The sequence below is a fragment of the Paenibacillus rhizoryzae genome (assembly GCF_059686995.1).
In genome coordinates, this window is record NZ_JCAALT010000003.1 from 22,735 (window position 1) to 45,556 (window position 22,822).

The window sequence follows — 22,822 nt, forward strand, 5'->3', positions numbered from 1 at the left end:
TTACTCCTCGACTGAGAAAATGTTGCTTATTAGATCTTCGAATGCAAATGGATACTTTTCAGATATTTCCTTTTGAAGGTCAGCGGGAATCAACTGTAAATAAACATAAGTTGTTTTAGGATCTACGTGACCCAGGATCTGACATAGATACTCAATTTTCATACCGGCCATTAGGCATCGCACTGCAAAGGTGTGTCGAAAAGAATGCACTGTATAATTATCAGTAAAGCCGAGCTTTTTGCATATGGCAGAAACCATCTTTTCTATGCTGCGAATGGACAATTTCTTGCTACGATCTTGTCCATAACCATGAGTAAATAAATAGCCGGTTTCGATTCGACTCCATTGCTTTATACCAGTTAGGTTCAAATAACCTAATATACTTTCAATAACTTGAGGGTATAAGGGCACGGTTCTGTCCTTTTTACCCTTACCTTTATATATTTGAAGTACTTTACTATTAAGATCAACATCACAAATTCGGACATTTACCATCTCACTTATCCGACATCCGGTCCCGACTAAAAAACTAAACACCGTATGCCATAAGTAACCGTTCCTTCGTTGTTTTGATTCTGCTAAAAAAGCTTTCAAACGGTCGTCGGGTAAATAGCGAGGGAGTAAGCCGATTGACTGAAAACCAAACTTATGGCGATGATCTCTTTTTGTATATTCCATTCTATAGCAGTAACCTAAAAACGATCTGAGCACTGCTGTATAGGTATTTTGAGTTCGATCACTCAGTATACAATCCTTATTTTCTCTGCAATCGAGCAAAAACTCACCAAATATAATTTCATTCAACGAAGAGATGGTGTAGGGATTACTTAGGTTAGAAATATATGTTTTAAAACGCAACATTACCCCTTCATATAACTTTTGTGTTTTCGGTGATATCTTATTTAACCGAAGTAGCTGTTGTTTCTGCTGGGTGAGGAATAGATCAATTGCTTCAATTAAGGGTTTTTCTGTAATAATGCCACTACTGGATGGCGAGGCATTATTTCCGTTAATAAAAGCGATGAACGCATTATATTCTATTCCGAGTTCAGAACACATCCCTTTATAGTCATATGAAGATGTATGATCAAAGTTCATTTTGTTCATTGATCCCTTCCATAGGATTGTAGGGTAAGGAATGGTCAAGTAACATCTCCACATCCTTATAAAAATAATGCAATGTAGAGACAAGATGTTTGTGACCAGCTGCTTCTGCGACATTACGAATATTGTTACGATTGTTCAACTGATTTGTAATGCAAGTATGCCGCAGCGATTTTGCTGAAAACCGTGTTTCCCCAAAAGTCATTTGTGCGTATCGACGAACCATATTTATGATGCGCATCTCATTAATTTGTTCGCCGTAGGATAGTAAAAATAGTGAATCTCCAGAAACATCGTGCCGATCAATTAAGTATTGTTTTATTGATCTGCAGACAAATGGATGGATTTTCAATTTTCGCTGGCCTGATTTCTTGCAATAAAAAACTATCGTTGACTCGATAGCATTAAAGTCAGACACAGTCAATCCGGCAATCTCGATCGGTCTGCATCCAGTATCAATTAGTAATAAGCAAATCGCCATATCTCTGCTGAAGTATAAGCTGTTGTAGCGAATGATAGTGTTTAGAAAAGCTAATCGATCATGATTGGATACATACTCGTTATCCCGATCGACAGGGACCCCCTTGAAACGTAATGGTATGCGATAACTAAAATCAATAACATTTGTCCTGTACAAGTAGTTGATAAAGTGTTTTAAATACCGTACAAGTTTGTATGCGGTTCCTAGCTTAATTTCCTTGTTTTCTACTCGCTGGATCAGGTGGTTTTCGAATGCTTGCATTAATTCAAGTGTTAGCGATTTCAGGTCTTGAATTTGATGGTTGGTGTGCAAATATCGTAAAAAGTATCCAATTTTGTTGTAGTTTTGTCTCATACCTGATGTATCCATTTGCTGAAATTCCTTTAAATATAGTTGGAGATATAAATTATTTGCGACAACATCATCAGGCCTTTTTTGGTAATTAGGCTTTTTGGAAAGTTTGAATGGCTTGTTTGACACATCTAGATCCAAAGTTGCATCAGGATTGAGCAGCATACTACTTAGTTGCTCCATAATATCCACCTCATTTTCAATCTATTTGTATTGTTACCAGTTTAGCAGGATGCTATAATCTTGATAGAATATTCTTCGTAGTTGGCATTGTAGCTGAGTTTTTCCTAGCGAAGAAGGGGAGGCGGCTTGTCCGCAAAGAAATGTTGGGTTTGATTATTTGTCATGCCTTTAAAATTGGAGTTAAGATCCTTATTTCTAACGAAAGGGTCTTTTTGGATATTTGATGTGGAGAAGTAATTGTGGGGGAATTGGTAATATTTGGGCCGAAGTGTCGCTTAATTTTTTTTAAGCGTCACTTCGCCTCTCTTTCCTCATCAATTCTTGATCCGATCAATTCAAAACGATATTGGAGTAAGGGGCTATGAAGGTAAGTGTGAATATTTTAGTGATAAAGCCTTGTTCAAAATCGAACAAGGCTTTTTTCTGTTCATTTCTATTTCTTCTTCATCAGCTTCTATGCAAAGTACAAGAAGATCCAGCTACTCTTAATTATTTCATTTAACAAATGCTGCTAAATTTTATAAAGGAGGTGTGTGGGATGATCATATATGATGTTAATTTTAATTGTGGTCATAATAGCTTTAAATTTTCGGATAGGCTTTGCTTGGTATGTTCCACACTTTTTCTAGAGTATTTGTTAAATGGAAATAAGAATTATTGTACCTCTAATCCCTATTGCGTAGGGCAATAAGGCCAATCGGCCTCATCGCCCTAGGTAATATCCGAGAAGCCTATACTTTTCTCGGTGATGAAAATGGATATGAAGTCCGGAGAAGAGCTTTGGATTGAGGAGTTTTACGAAAGAGCTATGGCTTTCATTAATGGTGACATATGTTTCGAGTTTCGTTCATCATGGTAAGTTTCCCAATCGATCTCGGTGCTCCTTTCATTAGAAAACAGATTACCTATATTAATGGATGCTTACTCCACGGGTTTTACGAGGGACGAGCTTGAGAAGGCGGGGGTTTCAAGTAAACGAGTTGGCAAATTCGTTCGTATGGAGAACAAAAAAGATGAGGATACATCTTGTAGTTTTCTTACCTCAATAAGTTTATATTGCCGTGTACCATCACATTGGTTAACACATAGTTATTGTTATGATATTTGGGATAATGAACATCTACTCCATCCCAGTGTTCCAGAACTACATTTGAAAAGTTTGATGCAATATCTGGATAAAGTGTGCAAAACTTCACGTGCTGTTTACGGAATTAGAGTGATGATGAATTCCAGTTACTATAGGGTTCGTGTTGAAGCTTTATCTAATGAGGTTTTGTTAATTGAGTTCTATCACAATTTTATTTCGGATATAGAGCTAAATATTTTTAAAAAATCCTTAGATGAATTTCATTGCATTCCCGGGTATATGCGGACAGTCATCCCTGGTCGGAATCATAGAGCCTTGTTCTGTTATAGATTAGAGCAACGTATAAGTATTACTACTCCTATCGAATTTTATACAGATGAAGCCAAATCGCCATATAACGGTTAATAGTCTTGTGTAGGAAAACCTTCTAACGAATTCATGTTAGGAGGTTTTTTAATGGAGGTAAATCGGAAACGTGCTCTCAAATTGATAGAAAAATGGATGAAAGATGAAGAGCTGCGAATAGAAAAAGAAAATGGGGGACGGCAAGCTACATCAGACGAACAGGTCGAACTGAAACAAAGTGAACCGGACTAAGTCAAGCCACAATCCGAATACATCAGTATTGAGGTGGTTTGATGGAGAAGACGTATGTGTTCACGTATGTACCCTCGGCCAAAGATGATGAGAGTCATCAAAATGCTGAACCATCGAGCATCGATATAGCAGCGATTGAAGCCAAGAGGCGAGTCATCGACTACATTCTAAAACAGATCTTGATAAAAACCGGCTGAAGCATGTTCAGGCGGTTTATTTTTTTAGGAAAAGGACACGCTAACATTATGCGAACAAACGTTCTTATTTGGTGGTGTGTAGAGCTTGGGGTTGAAATCTAGAGTAGCATTTATTACTCGTAGAGGGATCGAGGTGGAAGATTACATTTATACCTGCTCCCTGGCAATAAAGGAACAGTGGTTTATGAAAGTGGATGACTACAATCCGATTGAAGTTGAGTTTTGCATTAATTCAAACAACATCGAGGAAGGGTTCCTCATCACCACCGTGGGTTTTGAATGGTGCTCACGAATTAGCCATGATACGATCTCTCCAGAAGTTTTAGAAGCATATTACAAGCAGATGGAGAGAATGAAGCAACTCTTTATGAGACGGAACCCGAATAAATGAGTCACTGCAAGAAAGGAGGTGAATCTGATGTATACTGCGGTTTATGTAAGGGTATCGACAGGCATGCAAGCTCTAGAAGGAACGAGTTTAGACGGCCAAGTGGAGCTTTGTGTAAAGAAAGCCACGGAACTCAATGTCGGTGTGTCTAGTATCAAAGTGTATAAGGAAGAAGGCGTTAGCGGTGAGGATATCGATCGCCCTGCTATGAACCAGCTTAGACAAGATATACGGGTAGGGCTGATTTCTCAGATCATAATTACTCATCCTGACAGATTGTCACGCGATCTCACTGACAAGTTATTCATCTGTCGTGAGTTCGAGGCTAAACATGTGCAATTGATATTCGTGGATACGGAGTATAAGAATACGCCGGAAGGTCAGCTCTTCTTTAACTTAATCAGTGTAATCGCACAGTATGAGCTGTCATTGATAAAGAAGAGAACGGTTCGTGGACGGCTAAAAGCTGTTGAGAAAGATAAGAAGATTATGCCGATGCGTGTCCCACCGTATGGTTATGATATGGTCGGAAGCAGGCTTGTGATAAACGAAAATGAAGCGACATTTGTGAAACTTATTTATCAATGGTATGTACTAGACAACATGTCGATGAGGGAAATCGGAAATAGGCTAATTGAAATGGGGGCAGAACCCAAAAGGGCAGAAAGAAAAATATGGAATGCCAGCTCAATTCAACGTGTATTACAGAGTGAGATCTATGTTGGTAAGTATTACTACAATCGCAGGTGCACTCAGAAAGTTAAAGGTGAACGTACAAAGCAAGGAGCGCCTAAGAAGACTTATACCTACCGAGATGAGAGTGACTGGATACTTGTAGAGGTGCCAGCAATAATTGAAGTCAGTTTATTTCAATTAGCTCAGGAGCAGCGTGTGAAGAACAGAACAAATGCCGGCAATCAAAGGTACGAGTTCTTACTCCGGTCGCTATTAAGATGTGGGCACTGTGGACGTAAGTGGGAGGGGACAACATATTCTGGACGAATGAACAAGTCCACGGGGAAAAGGGACAAATATACATGTTACCGTTGTCCCAATAGAAATCCGAGACAATACGGAAAAACGATAGAGCCGTGCCCCAGCAACTCCATAAGATCCGAAATTATTGATGAATATGTATGGGGACTGGTCATCGAATTGATTTCTGATCCTCAGGAATACATGGAGAGATTAAATACTAATAAGGAATCAATAATAACCGAATTAGTACTAACATCTGAGTCAATTCAAAAGCTGATCTTGACAAAGGAGAAGGAAACCGACAAGGTCAAAATTATGTTCAAAAAAGATTTAATTGATGAACATGAGATGGAGCTGGAGTTTAGAGCTATTAAAAATGAAATGTCTGAACTGCAGCATCGGTATGAGTCTTGCCAAGAGCAAATGCGTTTAATGAAAACGGAAGTAGCCTCAATGAGAGAGAATCAGTTGGTCCTAGATAAAATAAACGAGTTTATTCTGACTAAAGGCGATAGCTTAACTTTCGAAGAAAAAAGACATATTATTCAATCCCTTGTAGATGAATTGCTGATACGGTGTGAGGATTCAAATATCAACATTACAGCTGTTGGCCATTTAGATACACTACGGAACAAGCAAGGTGTTCAAAATGATGGCCAGCAAACAATAATTACAGGACGATTAAGATTGGCTAGTCAGCGAAGTAATGAACAATCTCATGAAGGGTGAACATGCTTGGAAGAGCTATTGAATCAAATTGAAGGCAAGGTTGCTGTAATTAAGGCTAGTATTGCACGAAATGAGAATTATCGTGGCTTTGCTCACCCGTCGGACATAAGCCATTACTTTAGGCTGCTTAGGCTGCACATTGAACTGGTTGATTGGGAAACGATTTTAAAGCTAACGTTGAAATATAAGAATTCACGTTGCCAGTTAATTGAGAAGAAAAGTACTGTTTTTCAGAGCATGATTAATTTACAGAAGAGAAGTCCTGGGTTTGTTACTCAGCAGACTTTGGATCAAATGATTGAGTATATGAAGCAACTTGAGTGGAAGGTTGATATGCTTAATGGGGTTTGAAAAGAATTATAATAGGAAGGTATTCGATTAGTTCTGTGGTAATGGCTTACCCACTAATCCCACCACAGTTTATTAAGATGGCGAACTGTTATCTGGAAGGAGACGCCCTATTGAACGGTGCTATGATTATTGTGGAAATGCCTACCTAGAAAGAAAACGATTTTTATTCAGATAATAAACAACGGATATAGATGACGATGTTCTCACTTTTTGGAAAAAAGTTAGTCGCGTGCCTTGATCCTTTAGAGCAAGAGTATAGGAGGGGCTGGCTATCAGGCTGAGTGTTGATTTAAATTCAACCTCAGTTTTTTTATACGCGAAAATTACTTAGCACTTCATTAGCTGTGGGACTGATTTCAGTAGCTGAGTGGTATTATTTTCCTAAACAAATGTTATAATGATCTGTAGTGTTAGTACATTTGGTGGAAGGTGATGAAATGTATAGCAACAATACGGATGGCTATAAATTGATATTTTATTTGGAAAATTTATTAAGAGACTTCATACACACCCATTTACCTGAACAAAGCTTTACAGGTGAGCTTAAAGAGATTGCAAATCAAAATGCTTTAAATAATGGTCAATCGGAAAAAGTATATAGGACCATTTTGGACTATCTTCATCTTGGACAACTATATGATTTAATAAATACCAAACTCTTTAATACATTTAAGAATAATGCGGTTTCTAGAGTGAATATTTCCGCTCTTGTAAAAAAGAGAAACAGTGTGATGCACTCTAGAATAATTACAGCCGAAGAATATGAAATCTTAAAAGATATTTGTGTGAAATTGGTTATCGCACTTAATGATGAGAATTTTTATTCAAGATTTAATATTTTCATTTCGAATGAAATCAAGGATTATTCGGTTCCACTTTTATTTGTTGAATATCCATTGGGTAAAAATTTTGAGAGATTAGTTGGGCGGGGAATAGAACTAGAAAACCTTAAGGAAGCCATAAAAATTCCAACTCCCGTTTCAATCATTAGACATGGAGGTGTGGGTAAAACAGCCTTAGCATTACAACTTGCAGAAGATCTATTATATTTGCCTGATAGACCATTTGAAAGAATATATTTTATGAGCTTTAAAAATACTGTATTTACCAATGGACAAATAAAAAAATTAGAAAAAGTAATAAGCAATCATAACGATTTAATTTTAAAATTAGCGCACTATATGGAAATAGATACTAATAAATATGATTTTGAAAATATAGAATCTCAAGTTTGGGAACGAATGTTTTCGACTAAATCATTACTTATTCTCGATAATCTAGAGACTGAAGTCGTCAGAAGTAACCTTTCTGAGTTTACAAATATTGCAGATTTATTTATAAGAAAATTTACAAACGAATCAAGGCTACTAATCACGAGCAGATATGGTTTAGGGGATAGAGAACAGAAATTTCCTTTATATGAATTCGATTTGGAAAGGACAAAAGAGCTAGTTAAGTTACATATGAATGGGCAACAAGGAAAATTAAAAGGGGTATCTAATGATGATTGGAAATGGGTTCAGGATTATTCACAAGGGAATCCTGGTCTAATTTTGTCCTTTTGTAATACATTTCGAACTACACAGAAAACACTTCTAGATTTGAGAGTTGAATTTAATTCTAAATATTCAGTAGAATCTAGAGAATTGCATGATAACCAGGATACATTCCTAGAATTCTGCTTTGAAAATACTATTGAAAGTATGCCAAAAGAATCGCAAATTTTCCTAGCTGTTCTATGCTTTTTATGTGACGAGGCTAAGATTACAGAGATAAGTGAAGAACTTATAGCTTTTATAATTGATGAGTTGCAGCTCGAAAAATTAGGGATTCATAATATGAGAGCATCTAATTTTGTGAATGTAGGTTTTTTACACCCCATTATGGGCTCCGATAAATATTTTGTTAATGAGTTAGTTATCGAATACTTAAATGGGAATTTTTCAGAAGATAAAAGACTTTTTACAGTATTCGACTTGAAAAAGTCAGAATATTTTCCAGTGCTTAAGCAAATTAGATCGAATATTCTCGATATACAATTCGATGAAGAATTATCAGTTGGTCAAATAATATCAAAACTATATAGTGCAAAGTTCCGTGCAACAAGTGATACTTCATTTCTTTATAAGTCATTTATTTGTGATTCAAATATAAAAAACTTATCCTATTACTATGAAAAAGCAACACCTATGGAGGTGTTAAATAGTTTTGATTTACTTGATAAGTTAAAAGCAGTTCTCGTACAAAAAGTTGATGTGAATAATCAAGAAAGAATTGGTCAACGTATTGTCTTCTCGTTAATTTCTATTAATCAAATGATAACCACGAAAAAATTAAACGACTTTAGACAGTCCGATTTATCCGAGTATTTTGAACAATTAGAGAAGAAGTTGTGGATATTCAGAAATAATACAATATCAATCGCATTTCGAAAAAAGATTTGTGATTTTTTGATTTCAATTAATTTGCTTGATAAAGCAGAGATATATATGCAATCTTATGAAGGCCTTATGCAAACCATAGCATTTGAACTATATACAAAACGACTTGGTTATTTTGCAAATAATGACAAAGCAAAAAGTGAAGATTATATTTCAAAATGTCAAGCAATATTAAATTCTAAAAATAATATATCAAAAGTTGCAAAAGCTAGATTTTATATTAGCAGTGCAAGATATTATTCTAATACGCTTCCCAAACATGCAATAAAATTAGCTAGTATTCTTGATGAGTACACAATCGATAACAGCACACTATTTAGCTTGCATTTAGAATCATTACTCATTAGAGCGCAGTGCTTAATTGTAACAAGAGGTAAGAGAATTGAAATCTCCGACTATATTAATAAATATAAACAAGCCACTAAACATGCAATGTACTCGCAGCTTTTTCCAAAAAAAAGGTCAAGATTTCAAACTGATTTACAAATTATCGAGAAAAGTTTGCGCAGTTATAAACTCTAATATTCCAGTATTCTTGATCTGTTCAATGCCATGTGATAACTGGCTCCCATTTCCGAGACCATGAGATTCTTCTTAGTATTACTCCCCGACTAACTCAAATCAAGTGATTGGATTTGATGGAATTGCTGGCGGACTAGGCCAAATCAGTCTTGGAAAACCAAGGTATATCAAGTACTATATCCAAAGGACAAGGCTAGCCGATTTAGGCTAGCTTATTTATTTTATTCCAGTTAGGATGCCGTCACGACTACGAGATTACGATTGGATTTAAGAACACGATTATAACCGATCCGTCAATCAGAACTGATGAGTTCCTATTACTCAAATTTGGATTTTATATACGAATATACTCAACACTCGGTAAAGTCTAATGTTTCGTTTAAAAATTATTTGGTATATAAACAGTATCGTTAATGGTGCTCTTGTAAATTGATCGTATTAAGTCTTATTCTGTTTCATTACCGAATTGAATAAAACTTACTTGATCATTCATTACAAGTTAAGATTCATCTACGGGAAATAACCGATTACAATCCCTTGTCGATAAGCGGAATGTTTCGGTTGTTGAGATCTAGAAATGTACATTAATTTTGTAGTACCTTGAGAATAAGAAGTGGGTTGTAGCTTACAAAGTAAGTTAGAGCTTGAGTGACATCGGGTTGAAACCACAACGTCAAGAAATTCGACAACACCGGTGAGGACCTGGAAGACCTCATTTCGATCGGTACGATCGGGCTTATTAAAGCGATTGAAAGCTTCCAGACCGGAAAAGGGACGAAATTGGCGACATTTGCGGCGCGTTGTATCGAAAATGAGATTCTGATGCATTTGCGGTCATTGAAGAAAACGCGCAAGGATGTTTCCCTGCACGATCCGATCGGAACGGATAAAGAGGGCAATGAAATCACCTTGATCGATATCCTGGGCACGGAAGCCGATGATGTCGCGGAGAAAGTGCAGCTCAAAATCGAGAAGAGCAAGATCTATAAAAATTTAGATATATTGGATGACCGCGAGAAGGAAGTCGTCGTCGGCCGATTCGGTCTTATTGCCGGCGGCGAGGAACGGACGCAGCGGGAAATCGCGAAGGAGCTCGGCATCTCGCGTTCGTATGTGTCTCGCATTGAGAAGCGGGCGCTGATGAAGCTGTATCATGAGTTTTATAAGGCGAAGAAGTGAAAACAGTGGTCACTGTATAGGAGAGACCGTTACGTAACAAGTAGAAGCTTAATAAAGTAAGCCTAAGAAGCGGGTGTCAATATGACATTCCGCTTTTTTTGTTCAATCGCGTAATTCTATGGCAGGACTCAAGGATTGGGCAACATTTGTCGAATTTGCTTCGTTGAATAGGTGACGGTTGCGATTAGCATAGTCACCACTACATTGAACGGCGGAGTTGACCCTATGTCCTTAAAAACCAGAAAATTCGTTCTAACATCATTGCTGCTGGGTCTAACCGCTCTTTGCTGCGTTTTGATCATCCAAACTTATCATGCCCGAATGCCTTTGGTCGGACGACTGTTCTACGGTAATGGGGACCTGGCAAGTAATAGAGACCTAAAGCCAAGCCCGGATGAACCCCATGGCGAATACTATAAAGGCCATGTCATTGTGCTCATGTATCACGAGGTCATGAAGCATCCGCTCGATGCCAGTGCACTGCCTGTCAGCAAGTTTGAACGCCAGCTCGATTTGATGAAGGCCAACAATTTTCATTGGATAACGATGGATCAATATCGAGGATTCATCTTGCGTGGAGAGCCGGTTCCGGATAATGCGGTGCTGCTTACGTTCGACGACGGCTACGAATCTTTCTACGAGGATGTCTATCCGGTCTTGCATAAGTATGAGGCGCCGGCAACTAACTTTCTAATCGTGAGCACGATAGGCAACCCTCGGCACATCGGGGTTCCCAAACTGAATTGGGATCAGGTAAAGGAGATGAACCGGGCCGGAATATCCTTTTACAGCCATTCCTTCGACTCTCATCTATATGAGCCTACGGATGCGAAGGGCAAGCATAAGATAGCTGCGCTGACCGGACCAGTTTATTTGAAAGACAAGGGAAGGCGGGAGACGAAGAAGGAATACCAGCAGCGGGTAAAAGCCGATTTGGAGCACGCGAATATGGTCTTGGCGCAAGAGCTTGGTACGTCGAACCATGTGCTCGCTTTCCCGTACGGTGCCTTCTCCAAGCCGTTGCTCGATATTTGCGCGCAGCTTGGTATCGACGTGACTTTGACCGTCAAAGATGGCCTGGACAGCCCCTACCAGCGTAACGGTTTCCGTCTCAATGCCGGTGGCGCACAGAATAATCCCGACTTGCAGGTAGCGCTTATGAAACAAGCGACGCAACGGCTGGGACATGCCCACTTCGACCGCGCGCCGGAACGAAAACGCGAGGCATTATGGACGTTGGCCGCGATGGCGATCGTCGCTGCGTTATTGGCGGAATCGACGTTCAAGCTGCAGCAGGAGAAACGGCGCATAAGCAACGCGGCGTAAATAATTGCATAAGGCGAAGAAGTAAGGGGCGGTTGAACTGGGATGAATTCCAGGTTCAACCGTTTTTTTAGTTGCACAGTGCCGAATGCCGCTTACCGCAAGACAGCCATAGCATGTCGCAATTGGCATGTCTCAAAAATCTAACGAACCGTAGGGGCGTTATTTGGCCGAATATCGCGGTTTTCAGATTCTAACGAACCACAGAGGCGTTATTTCGAGGAAAACAGCCTCAAAATACCCGGAAACCGTCAAATAAGACCTCTACGGTTCGTTAGATTTTATTTGGAGGTGTTTTCGCTCAAATAAGACCTGTACGGTTCGTTAGCGCATTCGGCAAGCGACAGCCAACAGCTCATCTCCGCCGCCCACCGCCTTGACTAAAACGAAACATACGACTGCGTATAGCGAAGCAGGTGCGAACGATCCCATAGGTAGCGTTCATCTTCGTGCTGAGCTGCAGCCGGCTCAGGATTCGCCTTCAGCTTCAGCAGCGCAGACGCGATGAGCTCGGACCTCACAGGGCCCCATGTGTCCAGCTTGCTCTGAACGCAGCTGAAGCTCTCGAGCAACGTCTGCCCCTTCATCCGCTGAAGGGGAGAAGCCCACATCACCAAGTCTCCATGCAAACTTTTGCGTGGGATGGTAAACTCCGCAAGCCCAACTGCTCCCGTAGTTGTGGTGATCGCAAGCAAACCGCAGAAATAATCGCTGCCGTGGCCAGGCTGAAGCCTCTCCGTAAGCTCACTGTCGAAGCGGAAACATTCGATTCGGCTAATTTTACACTGCTGCATAAACTCTAACGAATAGCCAATTACCGAATTTCGCAAATTGAGCAGCGCAATCAGCTGGGGAAGCGTATCCCGGTGATAATCGGCTGATTCATCTATCGTCGTATGGTCAGGAATCGTGTTCAGCATGATGATCCTCCAGTACACAAGTGTAGTTGTTTATAGAAAAACAAAAATGACCTTCTCTGGAATCAGAGAAGGTCATAGGAATGTAATGTCATAGATCCTCGCTCTTATCTCCCAGATTCGCTTCGTAAAGCGTTCCGCAAGAATTAGCACCGTGCATTCCTTTGCAGTTACAAAGGTCTGTCGGTTGCCGGGTATCATCGGGCTTGTCCCTCCACCTACTCTTGATAAGAAAAATACATATTAAATTTTTACCATTATGCTACATAAACAACCACTATGTCAAGGGGGTGCGCGTTTTGGCAACCTCTCATTTTAAGGTATAATAAGCCAATATACTCGCTATTTGTGGAAGGAGCTCAGCAGCGTATGAACTATCGCTATCTCGGAAGAAGCGGACTTGAAGTGTCCGTTCTAGGCTTGGGAACCAATGCTTTTGGGAAACGTGCCGATCAGGAAACATCCATTCGAATTATTCATCATGCGATGGATAAAGGCATTAATTTTATTGATACCGCTAATATTTATGCAGGCACGGAATCGGAACGAATTATCGGGGTGGCGTTAGAGGGGAAGCGGGACCAAGCCGTGCTGGCTACGAAAGCAGGATTAGTGAGAGGCGCAGGTCCGAATGCCAAAGGATCATCTCGCCGCCATCTGATGCAGGAGCTGGAGAACAGCCTGAAACGTCTGCGAACCGACTATGTCGACCTGTATCAAATCCATACATTCGACCCATATACGCCGCTCGAGGAGACATTAGGCGCACTCGAAGATATGGTTCGTTCAGGGAAGGTTCGTTATATTGGCGCTTCCAACTATGCCGCGTGGGAGCTGATGAAAGCGCAGGGGATCAGCGATTCCAAAGGAATTGCGAGGTTTGTATCCACGCAAACCAGCTATTCGCTCGCAGATCGGACTCCTGAGCAAGAGCTTGTTCCGGTATGTTTGGATCAAGGCGTAGGCATCATCCCGTATTTCCCGCTGGCTGGCGGCATTCTGACCGGCAAATACGGCTTAACGGCGGAAGAAGCACCGGTAAGCTCCAGAGTTGTTACCGACCCTAGCTTCGTTCGCTTCCTGGATGAACGAAGAGTTACGTTGGGGCAACAGGTAAGCAAACTCGCGGCTGACAGCGGCTATAGCGCGAGTGCGATTTCGCTCGCTTGGCTTATGGAGCGTCCTGCAATCTCGACAGTCATTGTCGGTGCCACACGTGTCGAGCAGCTGGAAGATAACTTAAATAGTGTTGAACTGAATCTTGGTCAAGAGGCAACGGATGCTCTGAACGCATGGAGCGAAGAATTCCGTTACGGCAAACCGTTTGCGCTCTACCGTTTACCTTAATGAAAAGGACAGTCTCCAATCCCCGCGAACGGGTGACGTAGAGGCTGTCCTTCTTCTATATCGTCCGCGACAGCTTCCTAAACTGCATGGCCGACATCCCTTCCCAGCGCCTGAAAATCCGGCTGAAATAGTGAAAATCCTCATAGCCGATTGCCCCAGATATCCATTCAATCGTTTGATCCGTTTCCCTCAGGAGCCGTTTGGCTTCCTGATGGCGTACCGTCTGCACGAATTTATTCGGCCCCACGCCCATCATCGCTTTGAACTGCCGGCTCATATAATCTTCATGTACGAGCAGAAACTTCGCCATATCCGCGCTCGACCATCGGCGGCTGCAATCGGCACGAATCTCATGAACCAGCTCAAGAAGCCGTTTCTCATATTTCGGATGCGGCGTTCCCCGTCCTTCATTCTGCTGACGGAGCAGCAACCCGATCAGTTGGATCATCAGCCCTTTGCACACACTGTCGTAGTCCTGCTGCCGATCATTCCATTCCTGAATGACGTTTTCAAACAAGGAGATGATCCTCGGTGACACATTCGTAAGCAATGATTCTGCGAAAATCGGTCGATCCGCCCCCAGATAGGGCATTTCGCTGAAGGCATCCGGATCCGGATTGGACTCATCCGCGATGATGGTATGGCTGTTTGCTGCGCCATCGAAAAAGTCAAAATGAATGCCAAGCAGCTCTGCATGCGGTTCCGTCAGCACCTCGATGCGATGGTATCGCCAAGGTGTTAAAACAAGCAAACTGCCTGCTCGAACTTCAATGGCTTCCCCTTCAATCGTTGCCCTGATCTCGCCATGTTTCACGTAAATGAACTGAAAATCATAGATTCGTCGGCTCCACTTGAACGCCGGAGCACGGTAATGCTGCCGCGCCCAATGGATAACAGGGGAGATGTCCCGTAAAGCTGTTTGCCTAATCCGAGGAAAAAGAGCGTTGTCCAATTGTTCAGCACCGCCTTGTACGCCGAGTTCGGAAAAGTCCAAAAAACGATCACCTTTATGTAAAGCCTTCCAGATAATGAAATGGTAACATGTAAGCGCATTCCTTAACAAGGATGAAAGGAACGGGTGATCTCGACATGAATAGCAGCAGCCATTTATTTCAATTAACAGGTAAAGTTGCATTAATTACGGGAGGGACCGGCGGACTTGGCGTTGTGATGGCACAAACCTTGGCTGAAGCGGGAGCAGCGGTCGTTATTACAAGTCGTTCAGAGGAGAAAGCAGCTGAAATTGCCAAGCAACTATCTATCGATACAGGTACTGAAGTGATAGGAATGGCAGCTGAGCTAACGGATGCCGACCAGGTGGAGCAGCTGGTGCAAGCTGTCAAAGAGCGTTACGGACGGATCGATATTTTGATCAACAATGCGGGAATCAACATTCGCAAGCCGATCGAAAGCTACGACGAAACAAGCTGGGATCTGGTGATGGGTACAAATTTAAAAGCACCCTACCTGTGCATCCGCGCGGTTACGCCGATCATGAAAGAACAGCGATCCGGCCGAATTATTAACGTGGCTTCGATGCTAGGTATGGTCGGTCTGCCGGAGAGAAGTGCCTACTGTGCCAGTAAGGGCGGCGTCATTCAGCTAACCAAGGTGCTGGCCTTAGAGCTTGCCCCCTTCAATATTACCGTGAACGCGCTTTGTCCCGGTCCGATCGCTACTGAGCTCAATACGGTTGTGATGAACAATCCGGAAGCGAATCGGTTTTTTGTCGATCAAATTGCGCTGGGGCGGTGGGGAAGACCGGACGAAATTGCAGGACCGACTTTATTCCTCGCGTCAGATGCATCCAGCTTCATGACAGGCGGTGCGTTAACGGTTGACGGCGGTTGGACGGCAAAATAAATCGGGCTTCATCACTTAGTTGGACAGTTGGATACGAAAGGGTGATCGTGATGCGTTTTGGCTTATCCGTATTTGGTACGACCTATGCGATGGGCTTGCACCCACGTGCAGGAAGGCCGAGAATATCGGCCGAGGGAGTCATGAACATGGCGCTGCAAAATAGTCTGCAAGGCGTGGAGCTGTCCCTCTCGATGCTGGAAGGCTGTGACCACAGAGCCATAGCAAGTAAAGTCGAGGCGAATGAGCTCTATATCACAATCGCTTCTGACGGCTTCGATGCTGCTCGGTTAGGTGAAGCTTTCCACGTCGCAAAGGCTGTCGGAGCCAAGGTTGTACGCACAGTGGCAGGCGGAGCGAAGTTTGGCGGGGATCGCCGTCACTTAGTCGGGAGGTGGCAGCCTTTCCTCGAGGAGGTTCGCGCAGGGCTCACTGCTGCAACAGCTCTGGCAGAAGAAGCAGGCGTCATTCTAGCGCTGGAGAACCATCAGGATCTTTGCTCGGAAGAGCTGATCTGGCTGTGCGAATCGATCGCTTCCCCGAATTTCGGATTAACGCTGGATACGGGCAATCCGCTCGCGACTGCAGAGGAACCCGTCGAATTTGCCAAGCGGATCTCTCCTTACCTCAAACATGTCCACTTAAAGGATTATTGGATTTATCCGAGCGCGGAAGGCTACATGCTCGTCCGCTGTCCAATCGGACAGGGTGCGGTGGATTTTCCGGCGCTATTGAATGTGTTTCGCGAAAGCCAGGCAGCGAACGAGCTGTGTATGTCCATTGAAATGGGAGCATTGGATGCTAGGCATACAAGGGTGCTTGCCGATGATTACTGGCCGGAATACCCGGCGCGATCCGCCAGAGAATTGGCGGAGCTGCTCCGTTTCGTTCAGCGCAATGCGAAGCCGTCCGCCGATTGGCGTACGCCGCATGAACGGGGAGAAACGGTGGAAATCGTTGCAGCCTACGAGCAGTCGCAGCTCATGTCGAGCATCGCTTATGTGCAGCAGCTGATGAACAGCTTGAATACTGTGAAACCAGAGGAGGAGGCATTGTCATGATCATCGATTTGCAAGGGAAAGTAGCCATCGTTACCGGTGCAGGCAGAGGGATTGGACGTCATATTGCACTCACGCTTGCGAAGGAAGGCGTCATTACGATTGCAACGGATATCAAGCAAGAGCTGCTTGATGACCTGGCACTGCAATTCGCGGAGGAGCAGCTTACAGGCGCGCAGTTCATCTGTGATGTGCGAGATTCGGCCAGAATCGCTGAGGTTGTGGAGGAGGTACGGAGCCGGTTTGGGCGAATAGATATCTTAATCAACAATGCCGGAGTGGCCAGCGGCGGCACTGTTGAGCTGCTCAAGGAAGACATTTGGGACGCCAACATGGATATTAATTTGAAGGGTACCTTTCTGATGTGCCAAGCGGTTGTCCCGATTATGAAAGCCCAAGGCTCGGGCCGTATCTTAAACGCAGCCTCATTCGCTGCGATCGTCCCTGCTTATGGAAGTGCGGCGTATGCTTCTTCCAAAGCGGCGGTAAAACAGTTCACACGGGTGCTTGCGGGCGAGCTTGGCCCTTATGACATTACCGTGAATTGTTATTCGCCGGGGATGATTCCGACGGACATGAACCGTTACGCAGAGCAGCCGGAGGAGCGTCAGCAGCGGCTGCTGGATACGCTTACGCTTCGGCGCTGGGGCAGCAAGGACGATGTTGCGAATCTGATCTGCTTCCTTGCTTCCGACCTTGCCGGGTATATTACCGGTACGATGATCGACGTAAGCGGAGGCAAATTCGCGACCCAGATTCCGAGTATCGCCTATGAGGCAGCGCGGAAGGATGCACTGCGGTCATGACGGCTCCCCTCATCACGTTTGAAGGGAAAACGGTCGTTGTCACAGGCGGGGCTAAAGGAATCGGACGTGCAATTGCGAAGCGATTTCTGGAGTGCGGAGCGCGGGTCATCATTGCCGATCATGACGAGAGTGGTGCTGAAACGGCTAGGCAGCTTGCGGATACTTGGGATGAGGTTTATTTTATCCGCTGCGATGTATCCAAGCTGAATGAGGTGCAGTCGCTCGTTAACGAGACGATGCGTCAATTCGGCGGTGCTATCGATGTGCTCGTCAACAATGCGGGGATTTTCCCAAGAGCAGATTTGCTGAACACCGATGAAGCGTTCTGGGATAACGTGCTCGGCATTAATCTCAAGGGTGCCTATATGCTGTGCCAAGCCGTCGTGCCTGGCATGATTGAACGGGGCTGCGGCGTCATTATCAATATTGGCTCCAACCATGCGACTGCAGGCGAGCCGGCTACGATGGCTTATGCCGTTTCCAAAGGCGGCATCGTCACGTTGACGCGGAATCTGGCAAAGGGGCTTGTGAAGCACGGCATTCGGGTGAATTGCGTGCAGCCGGGCTGGGTGGCATCGGAGGGAGAGGTCGCAAGGTGGAAAGCGAACGGAATGGATGAAGAGCAAATGGCTGCTCTAGCCGGGCGATTGCAAACCGGCGAGGATATCGCGGATGCGGTTGTCTTCATGTCATCCGGCATGAGTAAGCAAATTAACGGTCAAGTGCTCATTGTGGACGGTGGAATTACTTTAAAATAACTGCAAGCTTGCAGCTGGCTGAAAATGGGATCTGGGAGGAAATGAATAATGCGTTATCGCAACATACCGGGAACACCTTTAAACGCAGCTGTCATTTGTATGGGGACAGCCGGTTTCGGCGGCGGAATGCCGCGCGAGGATGCGTTCCGTCTGTTTGATCTCTATCTGGAGCAGGGCGGCAATTTTATCGATACTGCGCTCGTATATGACGATTGGCTCGGCCAAGGAAGAAGCTTGACGGAAATCCGAATCGGAGAATGGCTGAAGGAACGCGGCCATCGCGAGCAGCTTATTCTAGCGACGAAAGGCGCGCATCCGGAGCTTGCGACGATGCATATCCCAAGGCTTGGACGAGCAGATATCGAAGCGGATATTGCGAGAAGCTTGCGCCAGCTGCAGACCGATTATATCGACCTCTACTGGCTGCATCGCGATGATGCGAGCGTACCGGTTGACGAGATCATGGAGACGCTGCATGACGAGGTAAAGGCTGGCCGCATCCGCAGCATCGGTTGCTCCAACTGGACGGTGGAGCGGATCAAACAAGCGCAGAGCTATGCTGCTGAACATGGGGTAACGCCTTTCGCAGCTAGTCAGCCGCTATGGAATCTAGCCGTATGTACGCCGGGCTCAATTGGAGATCCGACATTAGTGGTGATGAGCGATGCGGATCGGAATTTTTTTGCCGAGTCGGGGATGGCCGTCATTCCTTATTCGTCGCAAGCGAACGGTTTCTTCGGCGGCCGATATGCAAGAGGCAAGGATGCTGGCAATCAAGGCAGCGCAGCAGGCGTGCAGAAGATGTATTTCAATGATGCCAGCTTCGACCGTTTGGAGCGTGTACAGCAGCTTGCGGCCGAGCTCGAGACGACCAGCACAGTTATTGCGCTGGCGTATTTAACCTCGCAGCCGTTCCCGGTGTTTCCGATTATCGGCGCCTCGAAGCCGGCATACGTGCTGGATAGCTGCGCAGCTAGTGAGGTTACACTCACGCCGGCACAATTGCGATTCTTGGAGACGGGCTCCTGCGTTTCCGCCGTTTGACAATAGCGAAGGCTTGCATCCTGCAGTGTAGGGATGCAGGCCTTTCTTGTTTATACGAGAAGAAAGGCTAACCTTGCCTGCGCTTTTCACACAAGGCTGCACCCGATATAATAGATTCATGTGTACCGCGGAAGTGAAAGTGAAGGAGTGAATCGCAGGATGACAGCAACTTATTTGGAACCGAATGGCGTATTTCCATCGGTCTGCTCACTGGATTGTCCCGATCAGTGCGGACTTCTTGTACATAAAGAGAATGGTCGAATTGTGAAAATAGAAGGCGATCCCGAGCATCCGGTTACGCAAGGGGCGATCTGCAATAAGGTTCGGAACATGGCGGAACGCATCTACGATAAGGATCGTTTGCAATATCCGCTTAAGCGTGTCGGTCCCAAAGGGAGCGGGCAGTTTGATCGCATTACTTGGGAGGAAGCCATCGGCACGATAACGTCCAAGTGGAAGCATTTGATTGCAGCTGAAGGGCCGGAAGCGATTCTGCCTTACAGCTTTTATGGCAACATGGGCCGTATTGGCACGGAAGGTTTAGGCCGCCGATTCTTCAATCGGATGGGGGCAAGCAAGCTGATTTATTCGATCTGTGAGGCTGCGGGCACAGAAGGGTACGGCTACACCATGGGTGGAAGCTACGGTACCGATCCGGAGGAAACCGTTCACGCGAAGCTGATCATCATGTGGGGAATCAACGCGGTCAGCACGAATATGCACCAAGTGACGATCGCCGAGAAAGCGCGCAAGAACGGTGCGACTGTCGTCGTTATCGATGTTCACCGCAATCGGACCGCGAAGTGGGCGGATTGGTTTATTCCGGTTATGCCCGGTACAGATGCGGCGCTCGCACTTGGAATGATGCATATCTTGTTCGCCGAGAAGCTGACAGATGAGTCGTTCATGGAGCAGTTTACGGTAGGCCATGAGCAGCTTCGTGAACATGTGAAATCGTACACACCTGAAGTGGTCTCCTCGATTACAGGCGTACCGGTTGATGATCTCTATAAGCTGGCGCGTATGTATGGCGGAAGTGAAGCGGCGTTTATCCGTATCGGAAACGGTCCGCAGCACCATGATAACGGCGGTATGACGACCCGTGCAATCGCTTGTCTTCCGGCAGTAGCAGGGCAATGGATGAAGCGGGGCGGCGGGGCGATTAAAGGAAACGGCGGTTATTTGGCGCTGAACAAGTCCGCATTGGAACGACCTGATCTGCGAGCCGTGGGAGGCGCGCGCGAGGTGAATATGAATCTACTCGGCAGTGCGCTGACGGATTCGGATATGCCGCCAATTTCCTCCTTGTATGTGTACAACTCCAATCCGGCTGTCGTAGCACCGAGCGCAACCAAAGTAAGAGAAGGTCTCTTGCGCGAGGATCTGTTTACGGTTGTCCATGATTTGTTCCTGACCGAGACGGCGGCTTATGCGGATATTGTGCTGCCGGCTACGTCGGCTTTTGAGAATACGGATCTATACCTTTCCTACTGGCATCATTATGTGCACCTGCAGCAGCCGGTTGCAGCGCCATATGGAGAAAGCAAGTCGAACTCCGAAGTGTTCAGACTGCTTGCTGCGGCGATAGGCTATGAGGAAGAGGCGCTTCAGGATTCGGACGAGGCCATGATTGAGCAGGCGCTGAATAACCCGAATAATCCGAATTTGGCCGAGATTTCACTGCAGACGCTTCAGGAACACGGTGCGATCAAAGCAAATGTGAAGCCGCTGTTCCCAGGTAAACTGCGGACGCCGAGCGGTCGAATTGAGCTCTATTCGGCTTCAATGGAACGCAAAGGCTACCCGCCAATGCCGACATACACGCCGCTTGTGGACGACGGACCCTATCCGTTCTTATTCATACCGACAGTCAATCATAATTTCTTGAATTCGACGTTCTCCAATAACGAGAAGCATGTTGCCATGGAGAAAACGCCAAAGCTGTACATGAACCGCGCCGATGCAGAAGCTCGAGGGATCGAGAACGGCGATGTCATTCGCGTGTGGAATGATCGCGCTAGCTGCGAGCTCACTGCGGCAGTAGGTGACGATGTGCTGGCAGGTGTCGTCGTCAGCCAGGGATTATGGGCGGACGGGACTGACGGCGGCAAGGCGATGGTCAATGCGCTCACCCCGGACCGGGTGGCGGATATGGGAAGAGGAGCGACCTTCTTCTCCGGACGGGTGCAAGTCGACAAACGGTGACGAGGTGGCAGGCATGAGCTTACGGCTGGTGATGCAAGGGCAAAGCTTACGTCCGGAGCATATGACGACGGATCGGCAGCAGGGCCGTAAAGGCATGCTGACGACGCGGCACCAACATCCGGTTTTTCATTTGATGTATATAACGGGAGGAGCGGGAAGCTTCCTCGTAAACGACAGGAAGAGCCGGGCATTGCCCGGCTTCTTGTATGTGATCAACCCGAACGAATGGCATCAATTTCATGCGGATGACGATATCGGGCTGCATAATCTGGAATGTACGTTTCTGCTTTGCGTTGAAGGGAGCAACGAGCCTGCGCAAACGGTGAATCTGTTCGATTGGATCGAAGAGAAGAGAGGATATGTGCTGCCTGCCGGTTGCCGTGATGAGCCCATTCTCGTACCGCCCTCGCTTAGGCCTTTTCTGCTAGAAGGGTTTAATCGGCTTCTTGACCCCAGCAATCGATATGTCTCAACCGAGCATCTGTCGCTGATGGTGATCGAGCTGATGCTGCGCGTTGAACAAACGATAGGGAAGCTTTGTGAGCAGGTCATCGATTCGACGTCCACAGAGCGGCAAGCTGGAGCCATAACCGGTGAAATCAATGCTCTACAGCAATATATGCGCGCACATATTGGCGAGCAGCTTAAACTGGAGGAACTGGCGCAGCATGTCCATTGGACGCCGAATTACTTATGCCGTGTATTTAAAGCGCATACATCGATGACACCCATGGCTTATCTGCAGCAGCTGCGCATGACAGAGGCGGAGAAGCTGCTGCTGTATACGGATTTTCCCGTATTCACGATTGCTGAGATGCTGGGCTATGAGGATGCTTCGTATTTTGCCAGACTGTTTCGCAGACACCATGGGCGGGCACCGAGCGAATATCGGATAATATAGTCCGCATTCGGTGTA

At 45.2% G+C, this 22,822-nt stretch carries 19 protein-coding genes, 1 pseudogene and 1 riboswitch; of the genes and pseudogenes, 16 read left to right on the plus strand and 4 right to left on the minus strand.

Going from position 1 to position 22,822, the window contains the following annotated elements; translation table 11 throughout:
• A complete protein-coding gene (locus AC6ESO_RS08895) occupies nt 1-1,107 on the minus strand; it encodes a tyrosine-type recombinase/integrase (protein ID WP_497091099.1) in 1,107 nt (368 codons plus the stop codon).
• Nucleotides 1,088-2,119 (minus strand): tyrosine-type recombinase/integrase, encoded by a 1,032-nt coding sequence (locus tag AC6ESO_RS08900; protein WP_497091100.1) that lies wholly within the window; start codon nt 2,117-2,119, stop codon nt 1,088-1,090. Before AC6ESO_RS08900 ends, AC6ESO_RS08895 begins: the two co-directional genes overlap by 20 nt.
• A 1,543-nt stretch (nt 2,120-3,662) precedes the next feature.
• On the opposite strand from AC6ESO_RS08900, the gene AC6ESO_RS08905 reads away from it, so the two are divergent.
• From AC6ESO_RS08905 to AC6ESO_RS08940, 8 genes and pseudogenes are all read left to right on the plus strand, one after another.
• Nucleotides 3,663-3,803, plus strand: coding sequence for a hypothetical protein (locus AC6ESO_RS08905; RefSeq protein ID WP_497091101.1), 141 nt, complete (start codon nt 3,663-3,665; stop codon nt 3,801-3,803).
• Between the two features lie 41 nt (nt 3,804-3,844).
• Nucleotides 3,845-4,000, plus strand: a complete 156-nt coding sequence (locus AC6ESO_RS08910; RefSeq protein ID WP_497091102.1) for a hypothetical protein — start codon at nt 3,845-3,847, stop codon at nt 3,998-4,000.
• Between the two features lie 133 nt (nt 4,001-4,133).
• Nucleotides 4,134-4,391, plus strand: coding sequence for a hypothetical protein (locus AC6ESO_RS08915; RefSeq protein WP_497091103.1), 258 nt, complete (start codon nt 4,134-4,136; stop codon nt 4,389-4,391).
• Nucleotides 4,392-4,418: 27 nt separating this feature from the next.
• A complete protein-coding gene (locus AC6ESO_RS08920; RefSeq protein ID WP_497091104.1) occupies nt 4,419-6,095 on the plus strand; it encodes a recombinase family protein in 1,677 nt (558 codons plus the stop codon).
• Between the two features lie 6 nt (nt 6,096-6,101).
• Nucleotides 6,102-6,446, plus strand: a complete 345-nt coding sequence (locus AC6ESO_RS08925; RefSeq protein ID WP_497091105.1) for a hypothetical protein — start codon at nt 6,102-6,104, stop codon at nt 6,444-6,446.
• Nucleotides 6,447-6,883: 437 nt separating this feature from the next.
• Complete coding sequence (locus AC6ESO_RS08930; RefSeq protein WP_497091106.1) at nt 6,884-9,409, plus strand: hypothetical protein; 2,526 nt, start codon at nt 6,884-6,886, stop codon at nt 9,407-9,409.
• Between the two features lie 666 nt (nt 9,410-10,075).
• Nucleotides 10,076-10,588, plus strand: a pseudogene (gene sigK, locus AC6ESO_RS08935) (RNA polymerase sporulation sigma factor SigK); the annotation flags it as partial.
• A gap of 225 nt (nt 10,589-10,813) precedes the next feature.
• Nucleotides 10,814-11,914, plus strand: a complete 1,101-nt coding sequence (locus tag AC6ESO_RS08940) for a polysaccharide deacetylase family protein (RefSeq protein ID WP_497091107.1) — start codon at nt 10,814-10,816, stop codon at nt 11,912-11,914.
• A 377-nt stretch (nt 11,915-12,291) separates the two neighbouring features.
• On the opposite strand, the gene AC6ESO_RS08945 is transcribed toward AC6ESO_RS08940, so the two are convergent.
• Nucleotides 12,292-12,831 carry a hypothetical protein gene (locus AC6ESO_RS08945; RefSeq protein ID WP_497091108.1) on the minus strand — a complete coding sequence of 180 codons (540 nt, stop codon included), beginning with the start codon at nt 12,829-12,831 and terminating at the stop codon, nt 12,292-12,294.
• A gap of 101 nt (nt 12,832-12,932) precedes the next feature.
• A riboswitch (SAM riboswitch) is annotated at nt 12,933-13,062 on the minus strand.
• A 135-nt stretch (nt 13,063-13,197) separates the two neighbouring features.
• Between AC6ESO_RS08945 and AC6ESO_RS08950 the strand changes: the two genes are divergently transcribed.
• Nucleotides 13,198-14,175 (plus strand): aldo/keto reductase, encoded by a 978-nt coding sequence (locus AC6ESO_RS08950; protein ID WP_497091109.1) that lies wholly within the window; start codon nt 13,198-13,200, stop codon nt 14,173-14,175.
• 55 nt (nt 14,176-14,230) lie between these two features.
• Here AC6ESO_RS08950 and AC6ESO_RS08955 read toward each other — a convergent pair whose 3' ends face one another.
• On the minus strand, nt 14,231-15,169 hold the full coding sequence (locus tag AC6ESO_RS08955) for a helix-turn-helix transcriptional regulator (protein ID WP_497091110.1): 939 nt from the start codon (nt 15,167-15,169) through the stop codon (nt 14,231-14,233).
• A gap of 95 nt (nt 15,170-15,264) precedes the next feature.
• Between AC6ESO_RS08955 and AC6ESO_RS08960 the strand changes: the two genes are divergently transcribed.
• The 7 genes from AC6ESO_RS08960 (at nt 15,265) to AC6ESO_RS08990 (ending at nt 22,807) form a co-directional block, all read left to right on the plus strand.
• Complete coding sequence (locus AC6ESO_RS08960) at nt 15,265-16,038, plus strand: SDR family NAD(P)-dependent oxidoreductase (RefSeq protein WP_497091111.1); 774 nt, start codon at nt 15,265-15,267, stop codon at nt 16,036-16,038.
• A gap of 50 nt (nt 16,039-16,088) precedes the next feature.
• Nucleotides 16,089-17,096, plus strand: coding sequence for a sugar phosphate isomerase/epimerase family protein (locus AC6ESO_RS08965; RefSeq protein ID WP_497091613.1), 1,008 nt, complete (start codon nt 16,089-16,091; stop codon nt 17,094-17,096).
• Complete coding sequence (locus AC6ESO_RS08970) at nt 17,093-17,899, plus strand: SDR family NAD(P)-dependent oxidoreductase (RefSeq protein ID WP_497091112.1); 807 nt, start codon at nt 17,093-17,095, stop codon at nt 17,897-17,899. The genes AC6ESO_RS08965 and AC6ESO_RS08970 overlap by 4 nt, the downstream gene beginning before the upstream one ends.
• Nucleotides 17,896-18,657 carry an SDR family NAD(P)-dependent oxidoreductase gene (locus tag AC6ESO_RS08975; RefSeq protein ID WP_497091113.1) on the plus strand — a complete coding sequence of 254 codons (762 nt, stop codon included), beginning with the start codon at nt 17,896-17,898 and terminating at the stop codon, nt 18,655-18,657. The genes AC6ESO_RS08970 and AC6ESO_RS08975 overlap by 4 nt, the downstream gene beginning before the upstream one ends.
• A 48-nt stretch (nt 18,658-18,705) precedes the next feature.
• The gene (locus AC6ESO_RS08980; protein ID WP_497091114.1) at nt 18,706-19,701 is read left to right on the plus strand and encodes an aldo/keto reductase; all 996 of its coding nucleotides are present in this window, start codon (nt 18,706-18,708) and stop codon (nt 19,699-19,701) included.
• A gap of 159 nt (nt 19,702-19,860) precedes the next feature.
• Entirely contained in the window at nt 19,861-21,906 is a 2,046-nt protein-coding gene (locus tag AC6ESO_RS08985) for a molybdopterin-containing oxidoreductase family protein (RefSeq protein WP_497091115.1), read from the plus strand.
• 13 nt (nt 21,907-21,919) lie between these two features.
• A complete protein-coding gene (locus AC6ESO_RS08990) occupies nt 21,920-22,807 on the plus strand; it encodes an AraC family transcriptional regulator (protein ID WP_497091116.1) in 888 nt (295 codons plus the stop codon).
• The last annotated feature ends 15 nt before the right edge of the window (nt 22,808-22,822 follow it).